The following is a 20,253-nucleotide window of genomic DNA, read 5'->3' as shown; positions in this document are numbered from 1 at the left end:
GCGGCCCCCTCATCGCGACCGCTCAGAGCTTCACACCTTCGAGATAGCCGCGGTTCCAGGTGGGGCTCATCAGGATCTCGTTGATGCACACGGAGGCCGGCAGGCGCGCGACGAACAGGATCGTCTCGGCGAGATCCTCCGCCTGCAGCATCCGCCCCTTGTCCTCCGCCGTCACCGGAACCGGCCGCTTGTCGAGGAGCGGCGTCGCGACCTCGCCGGGGCAGATGCAGCAGGACCGGATGCCGTGGCCGCATTCCTCCTGGTTCAGGCTCTCCGAGAGCGCCACCAGCCCGTGCTTGGCCGCCGAATAGGCCGGTCCGGTCAGCTTGGAGACGTAGCGGCCGGCCCAGGAGGAGACGTGGATGATCAGGCCGCTCCCCTGGGCGCGCATCGCCGGCAGCACCGCCCGCGACGCGTAGAACGGGCCGTTGAGGTTGGCGCCGACCACGGCGTCGATGCCGGCCGGCGTGATCGCGTCCCAGCCCCGCTGCGGCACGTTGAGGCCCGCCGCATTCACCAGCAGGTCGCAGCGCCAGTAGGCGGCCTCCACCGCCTCCCAGGCGCGCTGGACGTCGTCGGCCACGCGCATGTCGGCGGGGGCGACCAGTGCCTCCCCGCCCGCCTGGCGCACGAGCTCGGCGGTGTGCTCCAGGGCCTCCCGCCCCCGTCCGGTGAGCGCGAGCCGCAGCCCGGCCTTCGCCAGAGCCAGGGCGGCCGCCTGTCCGATGCCGGACCCGGCCCCCGTCACCCAGGCGACCTGTCCTCCGATGTCACGCAGCATGCCGGGCTCCCGTTTCTACAGCTTGCCGACGAGCGGGCAGCCCCCCTCGGCCAGGGGGCGGAAGGCCTGCTCGGCCGGGATCGTGTCGAGGAGCCGGTAGAGGTCCCACGGGCCCTTCGATTCCGAGGGCGCCTTCACCTCGAACAGGTACATCGGGTGCACCTTGCGCCCGTCCGCCCGGACCGTGCCCTTGCCGAACAGCGGGTCGTCCGTCGGGTTGGCCTTCATCCAGGCCATGGTCGCCTGCGGGTCCGTCGACTTCGTCGCCGCCACCGCCTTCAGGTAGTGCAGCAGCCCGGCATAGACGCCCGCATGGTTCATCGTCGGCATGCTGTTGCCGTTGCGCGGGTAGAACCGCTCGGAGAAGGCCCGCGTCCCGGGGTTGAGATCCCAGTAGAACGATTCCGTGAGCACCAGCCCCTGCGCGGTCTGCAGCCCGATCGCGTGGACGTCGACGGCGTAGATCAGCAGCGCGGCGAGCTTCTGGCCGCTCTCGGTCAGCCCGAACTCGTGCGCCTGCTTGACCGCGTTGACCGTGTCGCCGCCGGCATTGGCCAGCCCCACCACCTTCGCGCCCGAGGCCTGGGCCTGCAGCAGGAACGAGGAGAAGTCGGTGGCGGGGAACGGGACCCGGGCGGCGCCCAGGACCCGCCCGCCGCCCTTGTCGATCACCGCGGTGGCCTCGTTCTGCAGCGAGAGGCCGAACGCGTAGTCGGCAGTGAGGAAGTACCACGCGTCGCCGCCGCGCTTGAGCATGGCGCCGGCCGTGCCGTGCGCCAGCGCGTAGGTGTCGTAGGTCCACTGGATCGTGTTCGGCGAGCATTGCCGGCCGGTCAGCTCCGTGGTCCCGGCGCCCGAATCGATGAAGACCTTGTTCTTCTCGCGCGTGACCTGGCTCACCGCCAGCGCGACCGAGGAGGTCGGCACGTCGAGGATCGCGTCGACGCCCTCGCGGTCGTACCACTGGCGGGCGACGGCGGCCCCGACATCGGGCTTGTTCTGGTGGTCGGCCGAGACGACCTCGACCTGCACGTCCGGGTTGGTCTTGGCGAAATCCTCGACCGCCATCTGCGCGGCGACGACGGAGCCCTTGCCGCCGGTATCCGCGTAGACGCCGGACATGTCGTTGAGGATTCCGACCTTGACGCGGATCGGCTCGGCGGAAGCCGGCCCGATCAGGGCGGCCAGATTGATCGCGGCCGAGAGAACGCAGCACCGGATCAGCGTCATGGCAGACATTCCTCCGAGGCGGATTTTTTATTTGCCGACAGGAGGGCATGGCTGGCATCCCAGCGTCAAGCACCGGTCCCGGCGGGATCCGGCGCTCGGCGTCGACGCGCCACGCGAACCTGTCGCCTTAGTCTCAGAGCATGCGGGCTCTCACGGTCGTGACCACGATCTCGGCCGCGATGACGGTGGCGAAGATGGCGGCGAGCACCACGGCCACCTGATCCCAGTAGAGCAGGTTGAGCGCCGTATCGAGCGCGACGCCGATGCCGCCGGCGCCGACCAGGCCGAGCACGGCCGATTCCCGGATGTTGATGTCCCAGCGGAACAGCGCGATCGACCAGAAGGCCGGCTTCACCTGCGGCCAGTAGCCGAGCAGCAGGGTCGAGAGCCGCCCGGCCCCGGCGGCCTGCAGCGCCTCGATCGAGCCGCGGTTCGCCTCCTCCAGCGCCTCGGCGAACAGCTTGCCGGTGAACCCGACGGAGCGCAGCGCGATCGCCAGCGTGCCGGCGAGCGGACCCGGGCCGAACACCGCCACGAACAGCAGCGCCCAGACCAAGGAATTCACCGAGCGGGAGGTCACGAAGACGAACTTCGCCAGCAGGTTCAGGGGCAGGCTGGGCGTCACGTTCCGCGCCGCCAGCAGCCCGATCGGCACCGCGATCCCGATCGCGATCAGCGTGCCGAGCGTCGCGATGTGCAGCGTCTCGACCAGCGCCCGCAGCGTCGGGCCGACATAGCCGGCATCCATCGGCCACATCCGCCCGAACAGGTCGGCGAGCTGGTCGGGGGCGTCGTAGAGGAATTCCGGGATCACCTCGATCGTGCGCAGGCTCGTCACGAAGGCGGCCACCGCGAACAGCGTGAAGGCGAGCCGCGCGAGGCGCTTACCCAGGGAGAAGCGCTGCCAGCGGCGCGAGACCGGAGCGGCGGAGACGGTCGCGGCGGCGGCGCTCACTGGAACACCTTCCGCGCCCAGCCCGACACGATCTCGGCCACCATGATCAGCGCGACGATGACGATCAGGATCGCCAGCACGACGTCGTAGTCGAAACGCTGATAGGCGGTGAACAGCGTCGCGCCGATGCCGCCGCCGCCCACGATCCCCACCATGGTCGAGTTCCGGAGGTTGGAATCAAGCTGGTAGGTGGCGAAGCCGATGAAGCGCGGCAGGACCTGCGGCTGCACGCCCATGATCAGCGTGGACAGGAAGCCCGCGCCGGTCGCCCGCACCGCCTCGACCTGCTTCAGGGAGATCTCCTCGATCGCCTCGGCGAACAGCTTCGCGATGAAGCCGACCGAGGCGACGATCAGCGCCATCACGCCGGCCAGCGCCCCGAAGCCGATCGCCTTCACGAACAGGATCGCCACGATGATCGGGTGGAACGAGCGGCACAGGGCGATCAGCGCCCGCATCGGCCACGTCACCCAGGGCGGCATCAGGTTGCGCGCCGCGAGGAAGCCGATCGGCAGGGCGACCGCGATGCCGACCACCGTGGCGATCACGGCGATCTGCAGGCTCTCGACGATGCCGGACTGGATCAGCTCCCAGCGCGAGAAGTTCGGCGGGAACATGCGGGCCAGGAACTGCCGGCCGTGACCGAGCCCGCTGGCGAGGCGCTCGGGCACGAAGCCGAGCTGGCTGGCGGCGTAGAGCGCGTAGACGGCGAGGAGCGCCCAGCCGATCCGCGCCGTCCAGTTCGGACGGAACGCGGCGCCGCGGGATGGGGCCGCGGGGGTTGGTCCGGCGGTGGCGCTCATTCGAGCCAGTTCTCGCCGCCGTAGATGCCGCGCAGGTCCCGCTCGCTCAGGCGGTCGGGCGGCCCGTCATAGACCACGTGGCCGCCCGACATGCCGACGATGCGCGCGGCGAAGCGCTGGGCGAGCGCCACGTTGTGGATGTTGACGACCACCGGCACGCCGCGCTCGGCCGCAAGCCGCGACAGGATCTCCATGATCTCGACGGAGCTCTTCGGGTCGAGGGACGAGGTCGGCTCGTCGGCGAGCACGATCTCGGGCTCCTGCATGATCGCCCGGGCGATGCCGACGCGCTGGCGCTGGCCGCCCGAGAGGGCGTCGGCCCGGCGCGTGGCGAAGCCCGAGAGGCCGACCGCGTCGAGGAGGTCGAAGGCCCGGGCGATGTCGGCCTCGGGGAACCGCCGCAGCCACGCGCGCCAGACCGGCACGTAGCCGAGGCGCCCGCAGAGCAGGTTCTCCATCACGGTCAGGCGTTCGACGAGGTTGTACTCCTGGAACACCATCCCGATCCGGCGACGCGCCTGGCGCAAGCGGCGGCCGGAGAGCTGGGCGAGATCCTCGCCGCGGAACAGGATCTCCCCCGACGTCGGCTGCACGAGGCGGTTGATGCAGCGGATCAGGGTGCTCTTGCCGGTCCCCGACGGCCCGATGATCGCGGTGAGGCCGGTGCCCGGCACCACGAGGTCGATGCCCTTCAGGACCGGCTGGCCGGGCCGGTATTCCTTGGTGAGCCCACGGATCACCAGGGCGCGCGGGTCGTCCGCCGGAACGACGGCGGATTGAGCGGCCTCGCGCAGCGCGGAGCCCGCCATCACTTCTGGCCTGCGCTTTCCGCCTTCTTGCGCGCCGCCTCGGCCTCGCGGGCGGCCTCCCGCTCGTAGGCGGCCTTGTTGTAGGGCGTGCCGGATTCCTCCGCGACCTTGCGGACGATCGCCCAGTCCTTGAGGTAGGTGATCGGCGCGAAGCGGTCGTCGCCCTCGAAATCCTTCACCATGTCGGGCGGGAAGCGGAAATCGTAGAAGCACTGCTTCAGCTTCTCGGCGAGCTCCGGCTTGAGATCGTGGGCGTAGGCGAAGCCCGAGGTCGGGAATTTCTCGCTCGTGTAGATCACCCGGTAATCGTCGCCCTTGATCGTCCCGCGGGCGACCATCCGGTAGAACACGTCGGAGGCGAGCGGGGCCGCGTCGTAATCGCCGGTGCCGACGCCGAGCGCCGACTTGTCGTGGCCGCCGGAATAGATGAGCTTGTAATCCTCGCCCGGTTTCAGGCCCTGCTCGGGGAACAGCGCCTTCGGGGCGAGATTGCCGGAATTCGACGACGGGGCAGTATGGGCGACCCGCTTGCCCTTGAGGTCGGTGAGCGTCTTGTACGGGCTGTTTGCCTTCACCACGACGATGAGGTTGTAGCCCTCGGCGCCCTTCTCGGTGCCCTTGGCGGCGAACGGGATCGCGCCAGCCATGTTGACGGCGAAGCCCAGAGGGCCGGTCGAGAAGCCCGCGACCGTGAGCCGGCCGGAGCGCATCGCCTCGATCTCGGCCGAGTTCGACTGGACGGGGTAGTAGACGACCCGCTTGCCCGTGCACTGGCTCAGATAGGTGGTGAACGGCTTGAAGGAATTCTCGTAGACCGCGGGATCCTCGACCGGCGTGTAGGCGAACACGATGACGCTGGGATCGCGGGTCTTCGCCGGCACATCGGCGACGAGATCCTTGTTGGCGTCACAATACGCGTCGTCGAGCTGGCCGCGATTGGGGCAGTCGTCGGCCTTGGCGGGCGACACCGAACCCAGTCCCCAGAGCAGCGCCAGGGCTGCACCGCATCGGGCGATTGTCACGCGGTTTCCTCCATGGGGAGCAAGGCCTTAAGGCCGCCCCACCGTGTTGCTGCTCGATCCGGGCCGAGCTTGAGCCGGCAACTTGTAGGCGTCGGCTTCCGGATTGCGCAAGGCCGCCGGCGCGGCGGTTCTTGAGGGATGGGTCGTGGTGACAGGTCCCGTCGATCCGCGGCGCGCCCGCCTCGCGGCATCGAACCGCGTTACCCGGCGGCGGCGCGCCAGGATCGAGATCGCGACCCTCGATCAGGAATTCGCTTGGGCTGCCGGCCATGCCGTCATTCCGGGGCGCCGCAGGCGAGCCCGGAATCCAGAACCACCGACGGAGCAAAGCATTGGCGCGTCGGCGGCTCTGGATCCGGGGCTCCGCTGCGCGGCCCCGGGATGACGGTGCGCAGGACCAACCCCGGGCGGCCAGGTCCACGCGAATCGGGACGCGATCAGCCTACACCGCGGCGAGCAGCCCTTCCCCCAAGAAGCTCTCGGGCCCCGCGACGCCCGGCAGGGCGAAGAAGTAGCCGCCGCCGACCGGGCGGATGTACTCCTCGAGGCCCTCGCCGGAGAGGCGGTTCTGGACGGTGATGAAGCCGGCCGCGAGGTCGGCCTGATAGCAGACGAACAGCAGGCCCATATCGAGCTGTCCGGCCGTGGTCAGCCCGCGGGAGTAATTGTAGCTGCGGCGGAGGATCAGGCTGCCCTCGGTGCCGGGGAGGCGCGGGTTGGCGAGGCGGATATGGGCGGCGAGCGAGATGGCCTCGCCGTCCGGATCGGCCGCGTAGTCAGGGGTGTCGCGCTCGTGGCCCTGCCGGAGCGGCGCGCCGCTGCCCTTGTGCCGGCCGATGATCGCCTCCTGCTCGCCGAGCGGCGTGCGGTCCCAGCGCTCGACGAGGGTGCGGATGATCCGCACCACCTGGTAGCTGCCCCCGACGGCCCAGGCCGGCTCGTCCTGCCCCGCCCCCACCCAGACGTAGCGGTCCATCAGCCGGGAATTCCGCACGTCGAGATTGGCGGTGCCGTCCTTGAAGCCCAGCATGTTGCGCACGGTGTCGGCCCCCATGGTCTTCACCACGTGGGGCGGCAGGAAACCCTCGATCTTCCAGCGCGGCGCGAGCAGACCGGGCGTCGCCTTGATGACGTCCCGCAGGGCGTGGATGTTGGTCTCGGCCGTGTTCGAGCAGAACTGGATCAGCAGGTCGCCGTGACACTGGGCCGGGTCGAGGGCGTCGTTGGAGAAGCGCTCCATGGGCCCGAGATGGCGCGGGCGGGCGCGCGCCAGGCCGAACCGGTAGTCGAACAGGCTCGCGCCGACCGAGACGGTGGCGGTGAGGTTGTCCGGCAGGACGGTCGGACCCAGGATGCCGGAATTGCGCGGCGGCAGCTGCGGGTGGACATCGGGCACGGCGCCGCCCCGGGTCAGGAAGGCCAGGCGCTCGGTCAGCGTCCGGAACAGGTGGGGCAGCTCGCCCCGACGCTCGGCCAGCACGTCGAAGGCGACGTAGAGGGCGGCGGCCGGCTGCGGGGTGACGATCCCGGCCTGATGGGGCCCGTAGAAGGGTTGGGCGACGAGCGTGCCCTCGGTCGCCGGCGTGGGCGTCGCATCCTCGGCCCGGGCCGGACCGAGGAGCGCGGCCGCGCCGAGACCGCCGAGGAAACGGCGGCGGGTGGGGACCGGAGACGGAAAGCGCATCATCGCTCGACGAGATCTGTTCGTTCTGCCGCTTGTCGCCGCGAACAAAGACGACAGGACGGCACCTTGGCAATGGTTTCAGTCTAAGCCCAGTCGGCCGCGCAACGTCGACAGGTCTTCGGCGAGCAGCGTGATCGGCCCCTTGAGGGCGTTGCGGTCCCGGGCCGTGAGGTTGTCGTAGCTCTGGAAGGCGCCGTCCGGGCTGCGGTAGCGGGCGAGCAGGTCCTCGACCCGCTTGTAGCTGCGCTCGACCCGGGCCACAAAGTCCCGGTCCGCCAGGAGCGGACGCAGAAGCGTGAACACCACCTTCGAGCCCTCGATATTGGCCTGGAAGTCCCACAGGTCGGTGCGACTGTAGCGCTCCTCCTCGCCGCTGATCTTGGTGGCGGCGATCCCCTCGATCAGGGCCGAAGCGGCCCCGACCGCCTTGGCGGGCGGAATGGCCAGCGCCGCGATTCTGTCGCGCAGGGTCACGGTCTCGGCGGAGAGCCGCTCTGCGACCTCGCCGAGGCCCTCCGTGGTGCCGTGGGTGAAGAGCGCCATCTCCAGGCGGTGGAAGCCCACGAAGGCGGGATCGCGCTCGCGCAGCTCGAACTCGTCGCTGCGCACGTCGAGGCGCTTGATCAGCTCGGGAAACAGGGCCGCCACCGGCTCGATGCGCTCGTAGGGCGCGCGCGCCGGGGCGTAGAGTCGGCGCGCCTCCGCGAGCTGCCCGGCCTGGATCGCCGCGACGAAGCGCGCGGTCTCGCGCACGAAGGCGTCGGCCTGGGCGACGACGTAGGTCCTGTACGCGGCGAGGGCCGCGGCCAGCTCGGGCGCGATCGGCCGGGCCGGACGCGCGGGACGCGGGCTGTCCGGCTGCTCGAGGGACAAGGCCGGCCGCGCCGCGCCGAGACCGATCAGCATCGCCACGGCGACCGCCGCGACGCGGCGTCGGTCCCTGTCGAGGCGTGCAATCTCGGGCATGCGGGGCCGGAGGCGGATCTGGACGCGGAGCGCGGCGCGAACCGACCGCAGAGTCCGGCTAACCGAGGCCGCGCACCAGGGCAACCGTCGCGGGTCATGACAGCCGGCTCAGACGAGGAGCGGGATCAGGACGGCGACCACGACATTCGTCCCGACGAGGAGGACCAGAGGCAGGGCACCCATGGCCGGTCAGCCGATGCAGGCCAGCGCGCGGGCGCCGGGCGCGGCGGCCTTCGCCGGGCAGGCGCGGGAGACCATCGCGGAGGCCGGGGCATCGGCCGGCTGGGCGGTGACGGCCTGCGAGAGCATCGGCAGGTAGGTGGTGCCGGTCAGGATGCCGGCCGAGAGCAGCAGGCGGGCGATGACGTCGAGCATGGTGTTTCCCCTTTTTCGGTCTTCGAGGACCGTTGTGCGGGGCGGTGTCTACGGGTTCCGTGATGCGGGAATATTGCGTCCCGTGTTGCTTCAGTGCTCTCGGGAAGTCATCGCGCGGATGTCACAATAACCGAATGTGTCGTCGCGAGGTCGGCGGCGGAACGGGAGACCGCAACGGTGGCGGGGCGCGGGACACGGTGTGGGGCGCGATGATGCGCGGGTTCGGCACGTCCGGCATCGCGCGCCGCGTCCTCGTGGTCGGGGCGATCCCGATCCTGGTCGCTGCCGCGATCGCGCTCGGCGCCTGGATCCTGCTCCACGAGGCCGAGCGCGCCCGGGCCGGCGCCGTGGTGGCGACGGAGACGGCGCAGACGCTCGCGGCGATGAACCGGGCGCGGGCGGATGCCCTGAGCGGCAGCGTCGCGGGGCGGGACGGGGCCGAGCGCCGCTTCGACGAGCGCGCCGCGACGGCGACGGCGCAGCTCGAAAGGCTGGAGCGGCTCGCGCGGACGCGCGGCCAGGCCGCCCTCGTGGCGACCGTGACGGGCGACCTGACCTCGCAGGTGACGCGGATGCGCGCGCTCCTGCTCTCGGAGCGGGCAGCGACCGCGACCATCGCCGACATGGCCCAGCGGGCGGACGGCCTGGTTGCGCTGACCGACGTCGCGCGCCGGCGCCAGCAGCAGGACAACGCCCAGCTGATCGCCGTGCTCGCCGTCAAGGATGCCGAGCTGGAGCGGAACCAGGGCGTCGTCACCGCGCTGCGGGAGCTGCGCGAGGCGATCAGCACGGCGGAGCTGAACCGGGCGCGCATCGGCCGCCCGGTCTTCCCGATCGAGTTCGACGAACTCGCCGCGGATCTGCGGCAGCTCGATGCGGTGGGCGACCGGCTGCGCCGGGTCCTGCGCGTCGACGGCGAGGCCGGGGCGGCCGACCGGGCGACGGAGCTGCTGAAGGCCTATCGCGACCGGAGCCGGACCGAGGATGACCTCAACCGGGTGCTCTCGGAGGGGTTCGAGCTGACCCGCGCCACCCAGGCGGGCCGCGTCCTGGTCGAGTGGTGCGACCAGCTCGTCCAGGTGAACGTCGCCCGCCAGAGCCGGCTCTACGAGGAGGTCGCGCTCCTCATCCGCCACTCGGTCCTGTCGAACGAGGCCGAACTCTCCGCCCAGGACATCGCCCTCACGGCCCTGCGCCTCGCCCGGCGGACGGACGCGGCGCTGGCGGGGCGGGATACCGCCGAGGCGTCCCGGGTGCTGGCGGCGGGTGCGGACCTGTCCGGCACCTCCCGGACGCTGCTCATCCCGGTGAGCATCCGCGACGAGATGGCGGGCGCGATCGACGGCTGGCGCACGCAGCTCGCCGCGACGATCGAGAAGATCGGCGAGCAGAACGAGACCATCGCCGACATGGACCGGCGGGCCGCCACCATGAGCGCCAACGCCCAGACCCTGAGCCGGGCCTTCATCGACGACGCCGACCAGTTCGGCAGCGTGATCCGGCAGCTCCTGATCGTCGGGGCGGTCGGGGCCCTGTGCCTCGGGATCGGGGCCGCCGCCGCGGTGGCGCGCTCGATCACCCGGCCGCTGCACGCCCTCCAGCACAGCATCGTCACCGCCGCCGGCGCGCCCACGCCGGAGGATATCGGCCGGGACGGCCACCTGCTCGCCCGGCGCGACGAGCTCGGCGACATCGCCCGGGCGACCAACGCGTTCCTGGAGCAGATCCGCCGCCGGGAGGCGGACCGGCGCAACGCGTCCCAGCGGGCCGACGACGCGCTCACGACCCTGCGGCAGGCCCAGGAGGACCTGATCCGGGCCGAGCGGCTCGCCTCGCTCGGCCAGCTCGTGGCGGGCGTCTCGCACGAGATCAGCACGCCGCTCGGCATCGCGTTGACCACGGCCACGCAGGTCCAGTCCGATTCGGCGGCCTTCGCGCGCCTGGTCGGGGAGAACCAGCTCTCCCGCTCGCGGCTGACCCAGTATGCCGGGCGGATGCAGGAGGGCGCGCAGCTCCTGACCAGCAACCTCATGCGGGCCGCCGACCTCCTCTACAGCTTCAAGCAGGTGGCGGCCGATCAGGCGATCGAGGACCGCCGGGCGCTGAACCTCGCGGACTGGATCGACGAGCTGCTGAAGAGCCTGCGGGCCCTGGCGCGGCCGGGCCGGCACGCCTTCGTGGTCGACTGCCCGCCCGACCTCGTCGTCGACACGCTCCCGGGCATCCTGGCGCAGATCGTGTCGAACGCCGTCAAGAACGCGATCGAGCACGGCTTCCGGGACCGGGAGGGCGGCCGCATCACCATCACGGCGCTGCGGACCGGGGGCGGGATCGACCTGTCCATCGCGGATGACGGGCGCGGCATCGACAGCGCCGATCTCGGCCGCGTGTTCGACCCGTTCTTCACCACGGCCCGCGCCCGCGGCGGGACGGGCCTCGGCCTGCACATCGTCCACAACCTCGTGGTGAACCGCCTCCAGGGGCGAGTCGAACTGCAGAGCAGCGCCGGCGCCGGCACGGTGCTGCGGCTGTGGCTTCCGGAGCGGCTGGCATGAGCAGAGCTATGCGGAACGCCCCGCGCGGCGGCCTCGTCCGCCTGGGGCTGCTGATCGCCGGCCTGCTTCTCGCGCTGCGCCCGCTCCCGGCCGCCGCCGTCACCGAGCTGCAGTTCTGGCACGCCCTCGACGGGCCGAACGGCGAGCTGGTGACTCGCCTCGCCGAGACCTTCAACGCGTCGCAAGCCGATTACCGGGTCGTCCCGGTCTACAAGGGCAGCTACGCCGAGACGATCAGCAGCGGCATCACGGCCTACCGCACCGGCGCGGCGCCGCACCTGCTCCAGGTCTTCGAGGTCGGCAACGGGACCATGGCGGCCGCCATCGGCGCCGTCAGGCCGGTCGCCACCGTGATGCGGGAGGCGGGGCTTTCGGCGACGCCGGAGGATTTCCTGCCGGTCGTCGCCACCAATTACCTGGATTCCGAGGGTGGGATGCTGTCCCTGCCCTTCAACGTCTCCTCGACGGTGATGTGGATCAACCGGGACCGGTTCCGGCAGGCGGGCCTCGACGCCAACCATCTGCCGGCGACCTGGCCGGAGGTCTTCGAGGCCGCGCGGCGGCTCAAGGCGGCGGACGGCACGCGGTGCGCGCTGTCCTCGGCCTGGCCGACCTGGGTGCATCTCGAGCAGCTCTCCGTCTGGCACGACCGGCCGCTCGCGACCCGCTCCAACGGCCTGGACGGCTACGACGCCGAACTCGTCTTCAACGGCCCGCTCCAGGTCCGCCACCTGCAGAACCTCGTCGACCTGCACCGCGCGGGCGTGTTCGCGTACAACGACCGCGTCAACCGCGGGGAGGCCCGGTTCGTCTCGGGCGACTGCGCGATCTTCCTCACCTCGTCGAGCCTCTACGGGAAGGTCTCGACCGCGGCCCGGTTCGACTGGACGGTCGCGCCGATGCCCTTCTATCCCGACATCGTGCCGGAGCCGCAGAACGCGATCCTGGGCGGCGGCTCCCTCTACGTGATGCAGGGCAAGACGCCGGACGAGTACCGCGGCGTCGCCCGGTTCCTGGCCTTCCTGATGGAGGGACGCCAGCAGGCCGCGCTGTACCGGAACACCGGCTACATCCCCACGACGCGCGCCGCCTATGCCGACGCGGTGGCGGAGGGCTTCTTCGAGCGGCACCCGCAGCTCCACGTCGCCGTGCAGGAGCTCACCCGGCGCCCGCCGACGCGCAACACCGCCGGCCTGCGCCTGGGCAACATGCTGCAGATCCGCGACCTGTGGGCCGAGGAGCTGGAGGCGGCGCTCAACGGCGCGAAGTCGCCGCAGCAGGCCCTCGACGACGCCGTGGCGCGGGGCAACCAGGTCCTGCGGGTCTTCCAGCAGCGGACCAAGAAGTGAGCGTGGTGGGCGGTCGCGCCGTCACCGGGGCGCGCGGAACCGCACCGTCTCGAACAGGTGGCGGCCGAGGGGATCCATCGTCAGGCCGAGCACGTCGTTGCGGATCGCCAGATGGACCTTGGTGTGCGCCAGGGGCACCCAGGGCATCGCCTTCCGGACGATGGCCTGGGCCTGGCGGTAAAGGGCCTGGCGCGTCTCGCGGTCGCCGGTGCGGCGGGCGGCCTCGACCAGCCGGTCGTAGGCCGGGTCGCACCAGCGGGCGAGGTTGGCCCCACCGGCCTGGGCGGCCTTGCAGCCGAGCAGGACGTTCAGGAAGTTGTCCGGATCGCCGTTGTCGCTCGTCCAGCCGTAGAGCATCAGGCTGGGCTCCCCGCCGTAGAGCGCGGCGCGGTACGCGTTCCAGGGGCGCGTGACCGGGCGCGCGCGGATACCGACCTGCGCGAGGTCGGCCTGGATCATGTCGGCGACACGCCGTCCGTTCGGGTTGTAGGGCCGGCTGACCGGCGGGTACCACAGGTCGGTCTCGAAGCCCTCGGCGAGCCCCGCTTCCGCCAGCAGGCGCAGGGCCCCGGCGCGGTCGAAGGGCGCGTCCGGCAGCTCGGCGTCGTGGGCCCAGATCCCCGGCGGCAGCGGCCCCTGCGCCAGGAGGCCGGCATCGCCGTAGACGCCCGCCACGATCGCCTGCCGGTCGATCGCCAGATTGACGGCGCGCCGCACCCGGACATCGTCGAAAGGCGCCTTCGTCGTGTTGAGCGCGAGATAGGCGACGTTGAGCTCGGCGAGTGCGAGCAGCGTCAGGCCCGGCTCGGCGCGGATCGCGTCGAGGTCACCGGTCGCCGGGAACGCCATGGCGTGGCACTCCCCGGCCCGCAGCTTGGTCAGCCGCACCGCCGCATTCGGGGTGATCGCGAAGACGAGGCCGTCGGGGCGCTCCCCCGGTTCGCCGTCGTCCGCCGCGCGGCGCCAGTAATCCGGGAAGGCGCGATAGCGCAGGACCTGATCCGGCCGGTAGCCCTCGAACACGAACGGGCCGGTCCCGATCGGCGCCCGGGCGAGGTCGTCCGACGCGTTGCCGGCTGCGAGGGCCGCGGCGTACTCGGCCGACAGGATCGCCGCGAAGGCCTGGGCAATGTTGGCGAGGAACGTGGTGTCGGCCTCGCGCAGCCGGAAGCGGACGTGGCGCGGATCCGGCGCGTCGATCGCCTCGATCAGGTCGGCGAGACCGAGATCGTGGAAGTAGGTGAAGCCCGGCGCGGCGCCGTCGGGTCCGGCCCGGCGCTGCCGAGCGAAGGAGAACACCACGTCCTCGGCGTTCAGGGTGCGGGTCGGGGTGAAGCGCGCGTTGGCGTGGAAGCGCACGCCGTCCCGCAGGGCGAAGACGTAGGTCCGGCCGTCCTCCGAGACCGTCCAGGATTCGGCGAGGCCCGGGCGGATCGTCGTGGTGCCGGGCGCGAACTCCACCAGCGTGTTGTAGACCTGCCAGGCCGCGTTCATCGTGGTGGTGGTTGTCGCGCGGGCGGGATCGAAGTTCTCCGGGCTGCCCTCCGAGCAGAACACGAAGGTGCGGGCCGCCGCCGGGCCGGGGGCCAGCAGAAGCCCGGGGAGCAGGCCGGCCGCCAGGGCGAGGAGCCCGGCCCGGCCTCCCGCAGCCGGCCTCACGGTGTCCCGATCGCGGTGGGGAGCGCATGGGCGGCCGTTTCCGCGCGGCGAGCGGGAAACTCGACCTGCACCACCGTGCCCTGGCCGAGTTCGCTGGTGAGCGCGATGCGACCGCCGAGCTTGGCGGTGACGAGGTTGTGGACGATGTGCATGCCGAGCCCCGTGCTGCCGGCGCTGCGCGCCGTCGTGAAGAACGGATCGAAGATCCGGTCGAGGTGCTCCGGCGGGATGCCCTGGCCGGTGTCGCGGACCTCCATCCGCACGAGGCCGCCGTCCCGTTCCGACACGTCCACGGCGATCCGGCCCGGCTCGCCCGCGCGGAAGCCGTGCACGACCGCGTTGGCGATCAGGTTGGTCACGATCTGCGCCAGCACGCCGGGATTGGTGTCGATGACGAGGTCCTCCGGGCAGGCGCGCTCCACGATGTGGCCGCCCTTGCGCAGCATCGGCCGCAGGCTCGCCAGCAGGTCGTCGAGCCAGGTCGCCAGCACGACGCTGCGGCTCTCGTCGCTGACCCGGTCGACCGCAACCTGCTTGAAGCCCTGAACGAGGTCGGCGGCCCGGGTGAGGTTTGTGCAGAGCAGCGTGGCGCCCTCCTCGACCCGGTCGACGAAGTGGTTGAGCCGGGAGCGCGACAGCGTGCCGGCGGCGAGGCCCGTCCGGAAGGTCCGCGCCTCGTCGCTCATGAGCGTCCCGGTGGTCAGCGCGATGCCGAGCGGCGTGTTGATCTCGTGGGCGACCCCGGCCACGAGCTGCCCGAGGGAGGCGAGCTTCTCGGCCCGGACGAGATTGTCCTGGGTCCGGCGCAGCTCGACCAGGGCGACGTCGGCCTGATCCTTGGCCCGGCGCAGCGCCCCCTCCCGGCGCGTGATCTCGGAGACGAAGACGGCCGTGGCGCGGGCGATGTCGCCGAGCTCGTCCCGGCGGCCCGTGCCGCGCACGGCCGCGCCCGCCGGGTTGCCGGTCAGCATCACCATGTCGCCCTGCAGGGCGCGCAGGGGCACCAGGATCGAGCGGGCGACGCAGATCACCACCAGGGCGCCGAACAGCAGCAGCCCGGCCGCGCCGGCGAGCAGGATCCGCTGGATGAAGATGCCGAACCGGTCGGCGTCGCCCACGAAGGCGTCGTTCAGGGCCTTGGCGCTGTCGATCATCGTCGCGGCGAGCCCGTCCATCGCGACGATCATGGCGTTCTGGCTGCGCAGGCCCCCGATGGTCGTGGTCAGGCGCGCCCGCCAGCCGTCGAGGGCCTGGATCATCTCCGCCTGGATCAGCGGCGAGATCGGCAAGGCGCCGGCGCTCCGGGCGAGGCGCTCGCCCTCGGCCAGCATCCGCTCGGCGAGGGCGGCGTCGCGGTGCAGCAGGGCGCCCGCCGTGCGCGGCCCGAGCTTGAGGGTGCCGATGGCGACGTTCTGCGTGGCCTGCTCGATCTCGTTGGCCTCCACCGAATAGGCCAGCAGCTGCGCCACCTCGTCGTGCAGGCTCTCCTGGCCGGAGGTCTCGATCTTCAGATTGCGCTCGATCCAGCCGTCGAGCTTGCCGCGGTCCGGGTTCTGCCCCGCGGCCTCGACGGTCAGCGCGTCGAGCGCCTCGGCCTCGGCCTCGCGGCCGTCGGCCCGCAGCGCCGCCGCCAGGTCGCTGCTGGCGGCGCGGAAGCGGGCCTGCCCGCGCTGGGCCTCGGACTCGGCGGCCGCGGGGCTGGCCGGGTCGGCGCCCTGGCCGGTGATCTGGCCGGTAATCTGGCCGGCGCTCTGGGCGACGCCTTGCGCGGCGATCACCGCGCTCTCGGCGGTGCGGACCCGCAGGGCGTTGAGGCGGGCGACGAGGCCGCGGGCGACCCGCAAGGCCTCGACCTTCTCGGCCAGCGAGCGGGCGAGGTCGGCGTTCGAGGCCTGCTGCCGCAGGCGGGCCCGGTCGGTGAGGTCGATCAGGGTGTCGGCCCGCTGCGTCATCTCGCGGATCAGGCCGTCATTCTCCTGGGTGCGCCGGACGAAGGCCTCCATCTGGCTGCGGTAGCGGGCGAGCGCCGCCTCCACCGAGGCGATGCGGGCGCGCTGCGCGTCGATGCGGGCGAAGCCCGTGAGCCGGCCGAGGCCCGCTTCGGCCCGCGCCGTCAGCCCGGCGAAGCGCTCGGCGTAGGGCTGTCGGTCCTGCGCGTCCGCGGCGGCGTACTGGTCACGGACCAAACGCGCGGTGGCGATGTCGTGGTACACGTCGGCGACGAGGACCGCCCCGCCCCGTGCGCGCTCCTCCTGGGCCAGGAGGAGCCAGCCGGCCATGGCGATCGCGCCGGCGGCGAGGATCGGCACGCCTCCGACCAGGGCGATCTTGGGTCCAACCCGCATCCGCGTCCCGACATAGGGGTCCGGCATCAACTTAAAGCCGTGCCGGAGCGCGGTGCAATCGGGCGGCGTTCCGGCGAGTCCCGGCGGCCCGGCGACGCGGCCATCCCGTTTCCGTTCGAAGCCTTCGGTCGATGCCGTCCGCTCCGTCATCACGCGCGCAGCGACGTGACCCAGGGCTGCGCGCGTCCGGTCGGTGCGGCGCTGCTGGATCGCGTCGCTGCGCTCGCACAGACGGCGTCGCAGCCACCCGCCCCGCGCGGTCTCAGCGGGGTCGGGATCCGGCCGGTCGCGGGTCGGGACCGGCCAGCGCCGCATCCTGCGGATCACGCGCGCCATCGCGCGGCGTTGGCACGCCGTGCGGCGTTGACGCGCCGAGCGGCGCCGGCACGCCGAAGCGTTCCGCCGGGGTCGGCGGGCGCCGCGGCGCGGGATCCCGGCCGTGCAGCATGAGGTGCAGCCGGCGCAGCAGGTCGGGATCGTCGCCGGCGCCGGGATCGTCGCTGAAATGCGGCATGGCGGCCCCCGCCTCTCACCGCGGGCCGGGCGCGGGCTCGACCGCGATGAGCCGCACGCGGCGGGGCGGCGCATCCGCTTCGCTGGGGCCCGCACAGGCGCCCGGCGGGTACGGCCAGGCCGCGCCGGCACAGGGTGCGCCGTCACGGAGAGACGCGGCGGAGGCCCGCGCATCACGATCCGCCACCGGCGCCGCGCCGCCCGGGGCGACCAGGCCGACGAGCGCCAGAACGCAGAGCGTGCCGGCCGCCGCGGCCGACGAGGGTCCGATCACATGTCGCATGGCCTGTCCTCCGGGCCGCCTCGGCCCTCGGTCCTGCCACGCTGATAGGGGCTTTCCGTGCCGCGGTTATTGCGTCCCGGCTGGTCCGAGCGCCGAAATGTTGCGTCCGCCGACCGGGACGCAATGTTTCGGTACCCTTCATTAGTCTCCCTCAGGCCGGAAGATGTATCCGAGGCCCCTGACCGTGCGGATGTAGCGCGGATTGCCGGGATCCGGCTCGACCTTCTTGCGGATGCGGTTGATCCGCACGTCGATGGCGCGGTCGAACGCGTCCGGGTCGCGGGCATCGGCGAGATCGAGCAGCCGCTCGCGGGATAGGGCGCGCCGCGGGTTGTCGGCGAACGCCTTCAGCAGATCGAATTCCGAGCGGGTGAGCGCCTGTTCGAGGCCGGCATCGTCGCTCAGGCGCAGGGCGTCGAGTTCCAGCCACTTGGTCCCGAACCGAATCCGGCGTCCCACGTCCGGGTTCGGCACCGGCGCTGCGCCCGGCGCCTGCACGCGACGCAGCACGGAGCGCACCCGGGCGACCAGTTCCCGCAACTCGCACGGTTTGGGCAGGTAATCGTCGGCCCCGAGTTCCAGCCCGACCACCCGGTCGATCGCGCTCGCCGTGGCGGTGAGCATGATGATCGGGATCGCCGTCCGGGCCTTGAGGTCGCGCACGATGGAGAGCCCATCCTCCTCGGGCATGTTCAGGTCGAGCACGATCAGGTCCGGGCTCTGCCGGACGAGGTGCTCCCGCAGGGCGCGTCCGCCGTCGCACAGGACCACCGAGAACCCGTGGAGCTTCAGGTAATCCCCCACCATCTCGCGGGTCGCTGCCTCGTCATCGACCACGGCAATAGAAGGCATCACCGCGCCGCCACGGGCGGTGCCGAGGGCGGGGCTGTCTGGAATGGTCATCGCAGCTGTGCGCACTTTCCGGCTTCGCTCTGGAACGAATGTAGGAATCGTATCGGATCACGATAGCGTGACAAGTTTTCAACACGATTGCTAGCGTACTCGTCAGGTTTCGAGCAGCATTTCAGGCCACAGCCATGGATGACGACACCCTCACGCTGATTCCGGACGATCTCGATGAGGCGAAACCGAATGCGGGGGCGTGGGTCATCGCCGTGATCGACGACGATCCGGCGGTCCATGACGGCACCCGCTACGCCCTGGCGAGCTACACCCTCGACGGGCGCGGCCTGGAGATCCTCACAGCCCGCTCGGCCGCGGAGGCGCGGGTGCTGCTCGCCGAGCGCCGCGACGTGGCGGTGGTGCTGCTCGACGTGGTGATGGAGACCGACAACGCCGGGCTGGACCTCGTCGACTACATCCGGCGCGAGCTCCGGCAGGAGACGGTCCGGATCATCCTGCGGACCGGCCAGCCCGGCCAGGCGCCGGAGCGGCGGATCATCGTCGATTACGACATCAACGACTACAAGGCGAAGACCGAACTCACCGCCGACAAGCTGTTCACCAGCCTCACCGCGGCGCTCCGCGCCTTCCAGCAGCTCAAGCGCCTCGACGAGACCCGGCGCGGGCTGGAGATCATCATCGACGCCGCCCCGATGCTCCTCGACCACAAGTCGATGCAGCGGCTGGCCGAGGGCGTCCTCACCCAGGTCGCCTCGCTCCTGAACGTCGCCTGCGCGGGCATCCTGGTCCTGCGCGAGACCGCGGCCCCGCAGGAGCGCTTCTGCGTGTTGGCCGGGTCCGGCTGCTACGGACATTACGCGGGCCGCGAGCCGGCTTGGCCGCTGGAGGAACGGGTGCAACCCCTCGTCGAGCGGGCCTTCGCCGAGCGCCGCCACAGCTTCGGCGAGCATTGGTCGACCCTGTACCTGCACACCGCGAGCGGCAGCGAGATCGTCGCGCTGATCGAGGCCGACCGGCAGCTCTCCGAGACCGACCGCTCGCTCATCGCGCTGTTCACGAGCCGGCTGTCGATCGCCTTCGACAACGTCATCCTCTACGAGCGGCTGCAGCAGACCAACGCCAGCCTGGAGCGGCGGGTGGTCGAGCGCACCGCCGAGCTGATCCGGGCGAACCGCCGGCTGGACCTGCAGCGCTCGGACCTGCGGCGGGCCAACAGCCTCAAGACCGAGATCCTCGGCACCATCGCGCACGACCTGAAGAACCCGCTGGCGGTGATCCTCGGCCGCGCCGAGATGCTGTCCGACCTGATCGACATGCAGGGCGACCGCGAACAGATGCGCGCGCAGGTGCAGCACGTGCGCGCCAGCGCCAAGGGGCTGACGACCATGATCGACAGCCTCATGGCGGACGCGATGAACGACGCCCTCGACATCAGCCTGCGCCGCGAGCCCGTCGACCTCGCGGGCCTCGCCCGGGAGGTCTGCGAGGCCGACCGGCCGCTGGCCGACGCCAAGGGCCAGACCCTGGTCTGCGAAGGCCCGGACGAGCTGTTCCTCTGCGGCGACGCCGAGCGCCTGCGCGAGGCCCTCGACAACCTCGTCTCCAACGCGATCAAGTACAGCCCGGCCGGCGGCGCGATCACCGTGCGGGTCAGCCGCGAGCCGGGTCCGCGGGGTGCGGAGCTGGTCTGCGCGGTCGCCGATCACGGGCCCGGCCTGTCGCCGGAGGATTCGACCCGGGTGTTCGGGCGCTTCCAGCGCCTCTCGGCGAAACCCACCGGCGGCGAGAATTCCACGGGTCTCGGCCTCTCGATCGTCCGCCGCATCGCCGAGCTGCACGGGGGCCGCGCCACGGCCGAGAGCGCGGGACCCGGGCTCGGGGCGGTGTTCGCGATCCGCTTTCCGGAAGAGGCCGTGGGGTTGATCTGAGCCGGCGCGTCAGGAGCCTGTCACCGGGGCTCCCGTGATCCGCTCGAAGCACGCAACAATCGACGCAATCCGCACGCAAACCAGCTTGGCCATACAGTCATCCCAGAACAGCCGACCCGCTTTTGTGGTGAG

17 protein-coding genes are annotated in these 20,253 nt (G+C 71.6%); 3 read left to right on the top strand and 14 right to left on the bottom strand.

All coding sequences use genetic code 11. From position 1 onward, the window contains the following. Window positions 1-22 precede the first annotated feature (22 nt). From AC3WSN_RS24040 to AC3WSN_RS24000, 9 genes are all read right to left on the bottom strand, one after another. Complete coding sequence (locus AC3WSN_RS24040) at window positions 23-781, bottom strand: SDR family oxidoreductase (protein ID WP_492541415.1); 759 nt, start codon at window positions 779-781, stop codon at window positions 23-25. A 15-nt stretch (window positions 782-796) separates the two neighbouring features. Next, window positions 797-2,011: an ABC transporter substrate-binding protein gene (locus AC3WSN_RS24035; RefSeq protein WP_192709639.1), complete on the bottom strand. Its 1,215-nt coding sequence runs from the start codon at window positions 2,009-2,011 to the stop codon at window positions 797-799. A gap of 133 nt (window positions 2,012-2,144) precedes the next feature. Next, on the bottom strand, window positions 2,145-2,966 hold the full coding sequence (gene phnE / locus AC3WSN_RS24030; RefSeq protein WP_492541413.1) for a phosphonate ABC transporter, permease protein PhnE: 822 nt from the start codon (window positions 2,964-2,966) through the stop codon (window positions 2,145-2,147). Beyond that, window positions 2,963-3,769, bottom strand: coding sequence for a phosphonate ABC transporter, permease protein PhnE (gene phnE, locus AC3WSN_RS24025; protein WP_492541411.1), 807 nt, complete (start codon window positions 3,767-3,769; stop codon window positions 2,963-2,965). The genes phnE (AC3WSN_RS24030) and phnE (AC3WSN_RS24025) overlap by 4 nt, the downstream gene beginning before the upstream one ends. Continuing rightward, window positions 3,766-4,578 carry a phosphonate ABC transporter ATP-binding protein gene (gene phnC, locus AC3WSN_RS24020; protein WP_192709642.1) on the bottom strand — a complete coding sequence of 271 codons (813 nt, stop codon included), beginning with the start codon at window positions 4,576-4,578 and terminating at the stop codon, window positions 3,766-3,768. Before phnC ends, phnE (AC3WSN_RS24025) begins: the two co-directional genes overlap by 4 nt. Beyond that, the gene (phnD, locus tag AC3WSN_RS24015) at window positions 4,578-5,600 is read right to left on the bottom strand and encodes a phosphate/phosphite/phosphonate ABC transporter substrate-binding protein (protein ID WP_492541409.1); all 1,023 of its coding nucleotides are present in this window, start codon (window positions 5,598-5,600) and stop codon (window positions 4,578-4,580) included. Before phnD ends, phnC begins: the two co-directional genes overlap by 1 nt. Window positions 5,601-6,042: 442 nt before the next feature. Further along, complete coding sequence (gene efeB, locus AC3WSN_RS24010) at window positions 6,043-7,284, bottom strand: iron uptake transporter deferrochelatase/peroxidase subunit (RefSeq protein WP_492543232.1); 1,242 nt, start codon at window positions 7,282-7,284, stop codon at window positions 6,043-6,045. Window positions 7,285-7,362: 78 nt separating this feature from the next. Beyond that, window positions 7,363-8,250 carry an iron uptake system protein EfeO gene (gene efeO / locus AC3WSN_RS24005; protein WP_492541407.1) on the bottom strand — a complete coding sequence of 296 codons (888 nt, stop codon included), beginning with the start codon at window positions 8,248-8,250 and terminating at the stop codon, window positions 7,363-7,365. 189 nt (window positions 8,251-8,439) lie between these two features. Beyond that, on the bottom strand, window positions 8,440-8,625 hold the full coding sequence (locus AC3WSN_RS24000; protein ID WP_192709645.1) for a hypothetical protein: 186 nt from the start codon (window positions 8,623-8,625) through the stop codon (window positions 8,440-8,442). Window positions 8,626-8,759: 134 nt separating this feature from the next. Here AC3WSN_RS24000 and AC3WSN_RS23995 point away from each other — a divergent pair, with 134 nt between their 5' ends. Both AC3WSN_RS23995 and ugpB read left to right on the top strand, forming a co-directional pair. Further along, entirely contained in the window at window positions 8,760-11,180 is a 2,421-nt protein-coding gene (locus AC3WSN_RS23995; RefSeq protein ID WP_492541405.1) for an ATP-binding protein, read from the top strand. Next, a complete protein-coding gene (ugpB, locus tag AC3WSN_RS23990; RefSeq protein ID WP_492541403.1) occupies window positions 11,177-12,529 on the top strand; it encodes a sn-glycerol-3-phosphate ABC transporter substrate-binding protein UgpB in 1,353 nt (450 codons plus the stop codon). The genes AC3WSN_RS23995 and ugpB overlap by 4 nt, the downstream gene beginning before the upstream one ends. 21 nt (window positions 12,530-12,550) lie before the next feature. On the opposite strand, the gene AC3WSN_RS23985 is transcribed toward ugpB, so the two are convergent. The 5 genes from AC3WSN_RS23985 to AC3WSN_RS23965 form a co-directional block, all read right to left on the bottom strand. Then, window positions 12,551-14,188, bottom strand: coding sequence for an ABC transporter substrate-binding protein (locus AC3WSN_RS23985; protein ID WP_492541401.1), 1,638 nt, complete (start codon window positions 14,186-14,188; stop codon window positions 12,551-12,553). Next, entirely contained in the window at window positions 14,185-16,533 is a 2,349-nt protein-coding gene (locus tag AC3WSN_RS23980; protein ID WP_492543230.1) for an ATP-binding protein, read from the bottom strand. Before AC3WSN_RS23980 ends, AC3WSN_RS23985 begins: the two co-directional genes overlap by 4 nt. Before the next feature lie 262 nt (window positions 16,534-16,795). Next, the gene (locus AC3WSN_RS23975; protein ID WP_492541399.1) at window positions 16,796-17,047 is read right to left on the bottom strand and encodes a hypothetical protein; all 252 of its coding nucleotides are present in this window, start codon (window positions 17,045-17,047) and stop codon (window positions 16,796-16,798) included. A gap of 15 nt (window positions 17,048-17,062) precedes the next feature. After that, complete coding sequence (locus AC3WSN_RS23970) at window positions 17,063-17,329, bottom strand: hypothetical protein (RefSeq protein ID WP_492541397.1); 267 nt, start codon at window positions 17,327-17,329, stop codon at window positions 17,063-17,065. Window positions 17,330-17,470: 141 nt separating this feature from the next. Next, window positions 17,471-18,232: a response regulator gene (locus AC3WSN_RS23965; protein ID WP_192709649.1), complete on the bottom strand. Its 762-nt coding sequence runs from the start codon at window positions 18,230-18,232 to the stop codon at window positions 17,471-17,473. A gap of 134 nt (window positions 18,233-18,366) precedes the next feature. Here AC3WSN_RS23965 and AC3WSN_RS23960 point away from each other — a divergent pair, with 134 nt between their 5' ends. Beyond that, on the top strand, window positions 18,367-20,121 hold the full coding sequence (locus AC3WSN_RS23960; RefSeq protein ID WP_492541395.1) for a DUF3369 domain-containing protein: 1,755 nt from the start codon (window positions 18,367-18,369) through the stop codon (window positions 20,119-20,121). Window positions 20,122-20,253: the final 132 nt, after the last annotated feature.

The sequence above is a fragment of the Methylobacterium sp. FW102-HT35C08 genome, from assembly GCF_058790235.1.
Note: the sequence above shows the minus strand (reverse complement) of the source record. Positions and strands in the feature narration are given on the sequence as shown.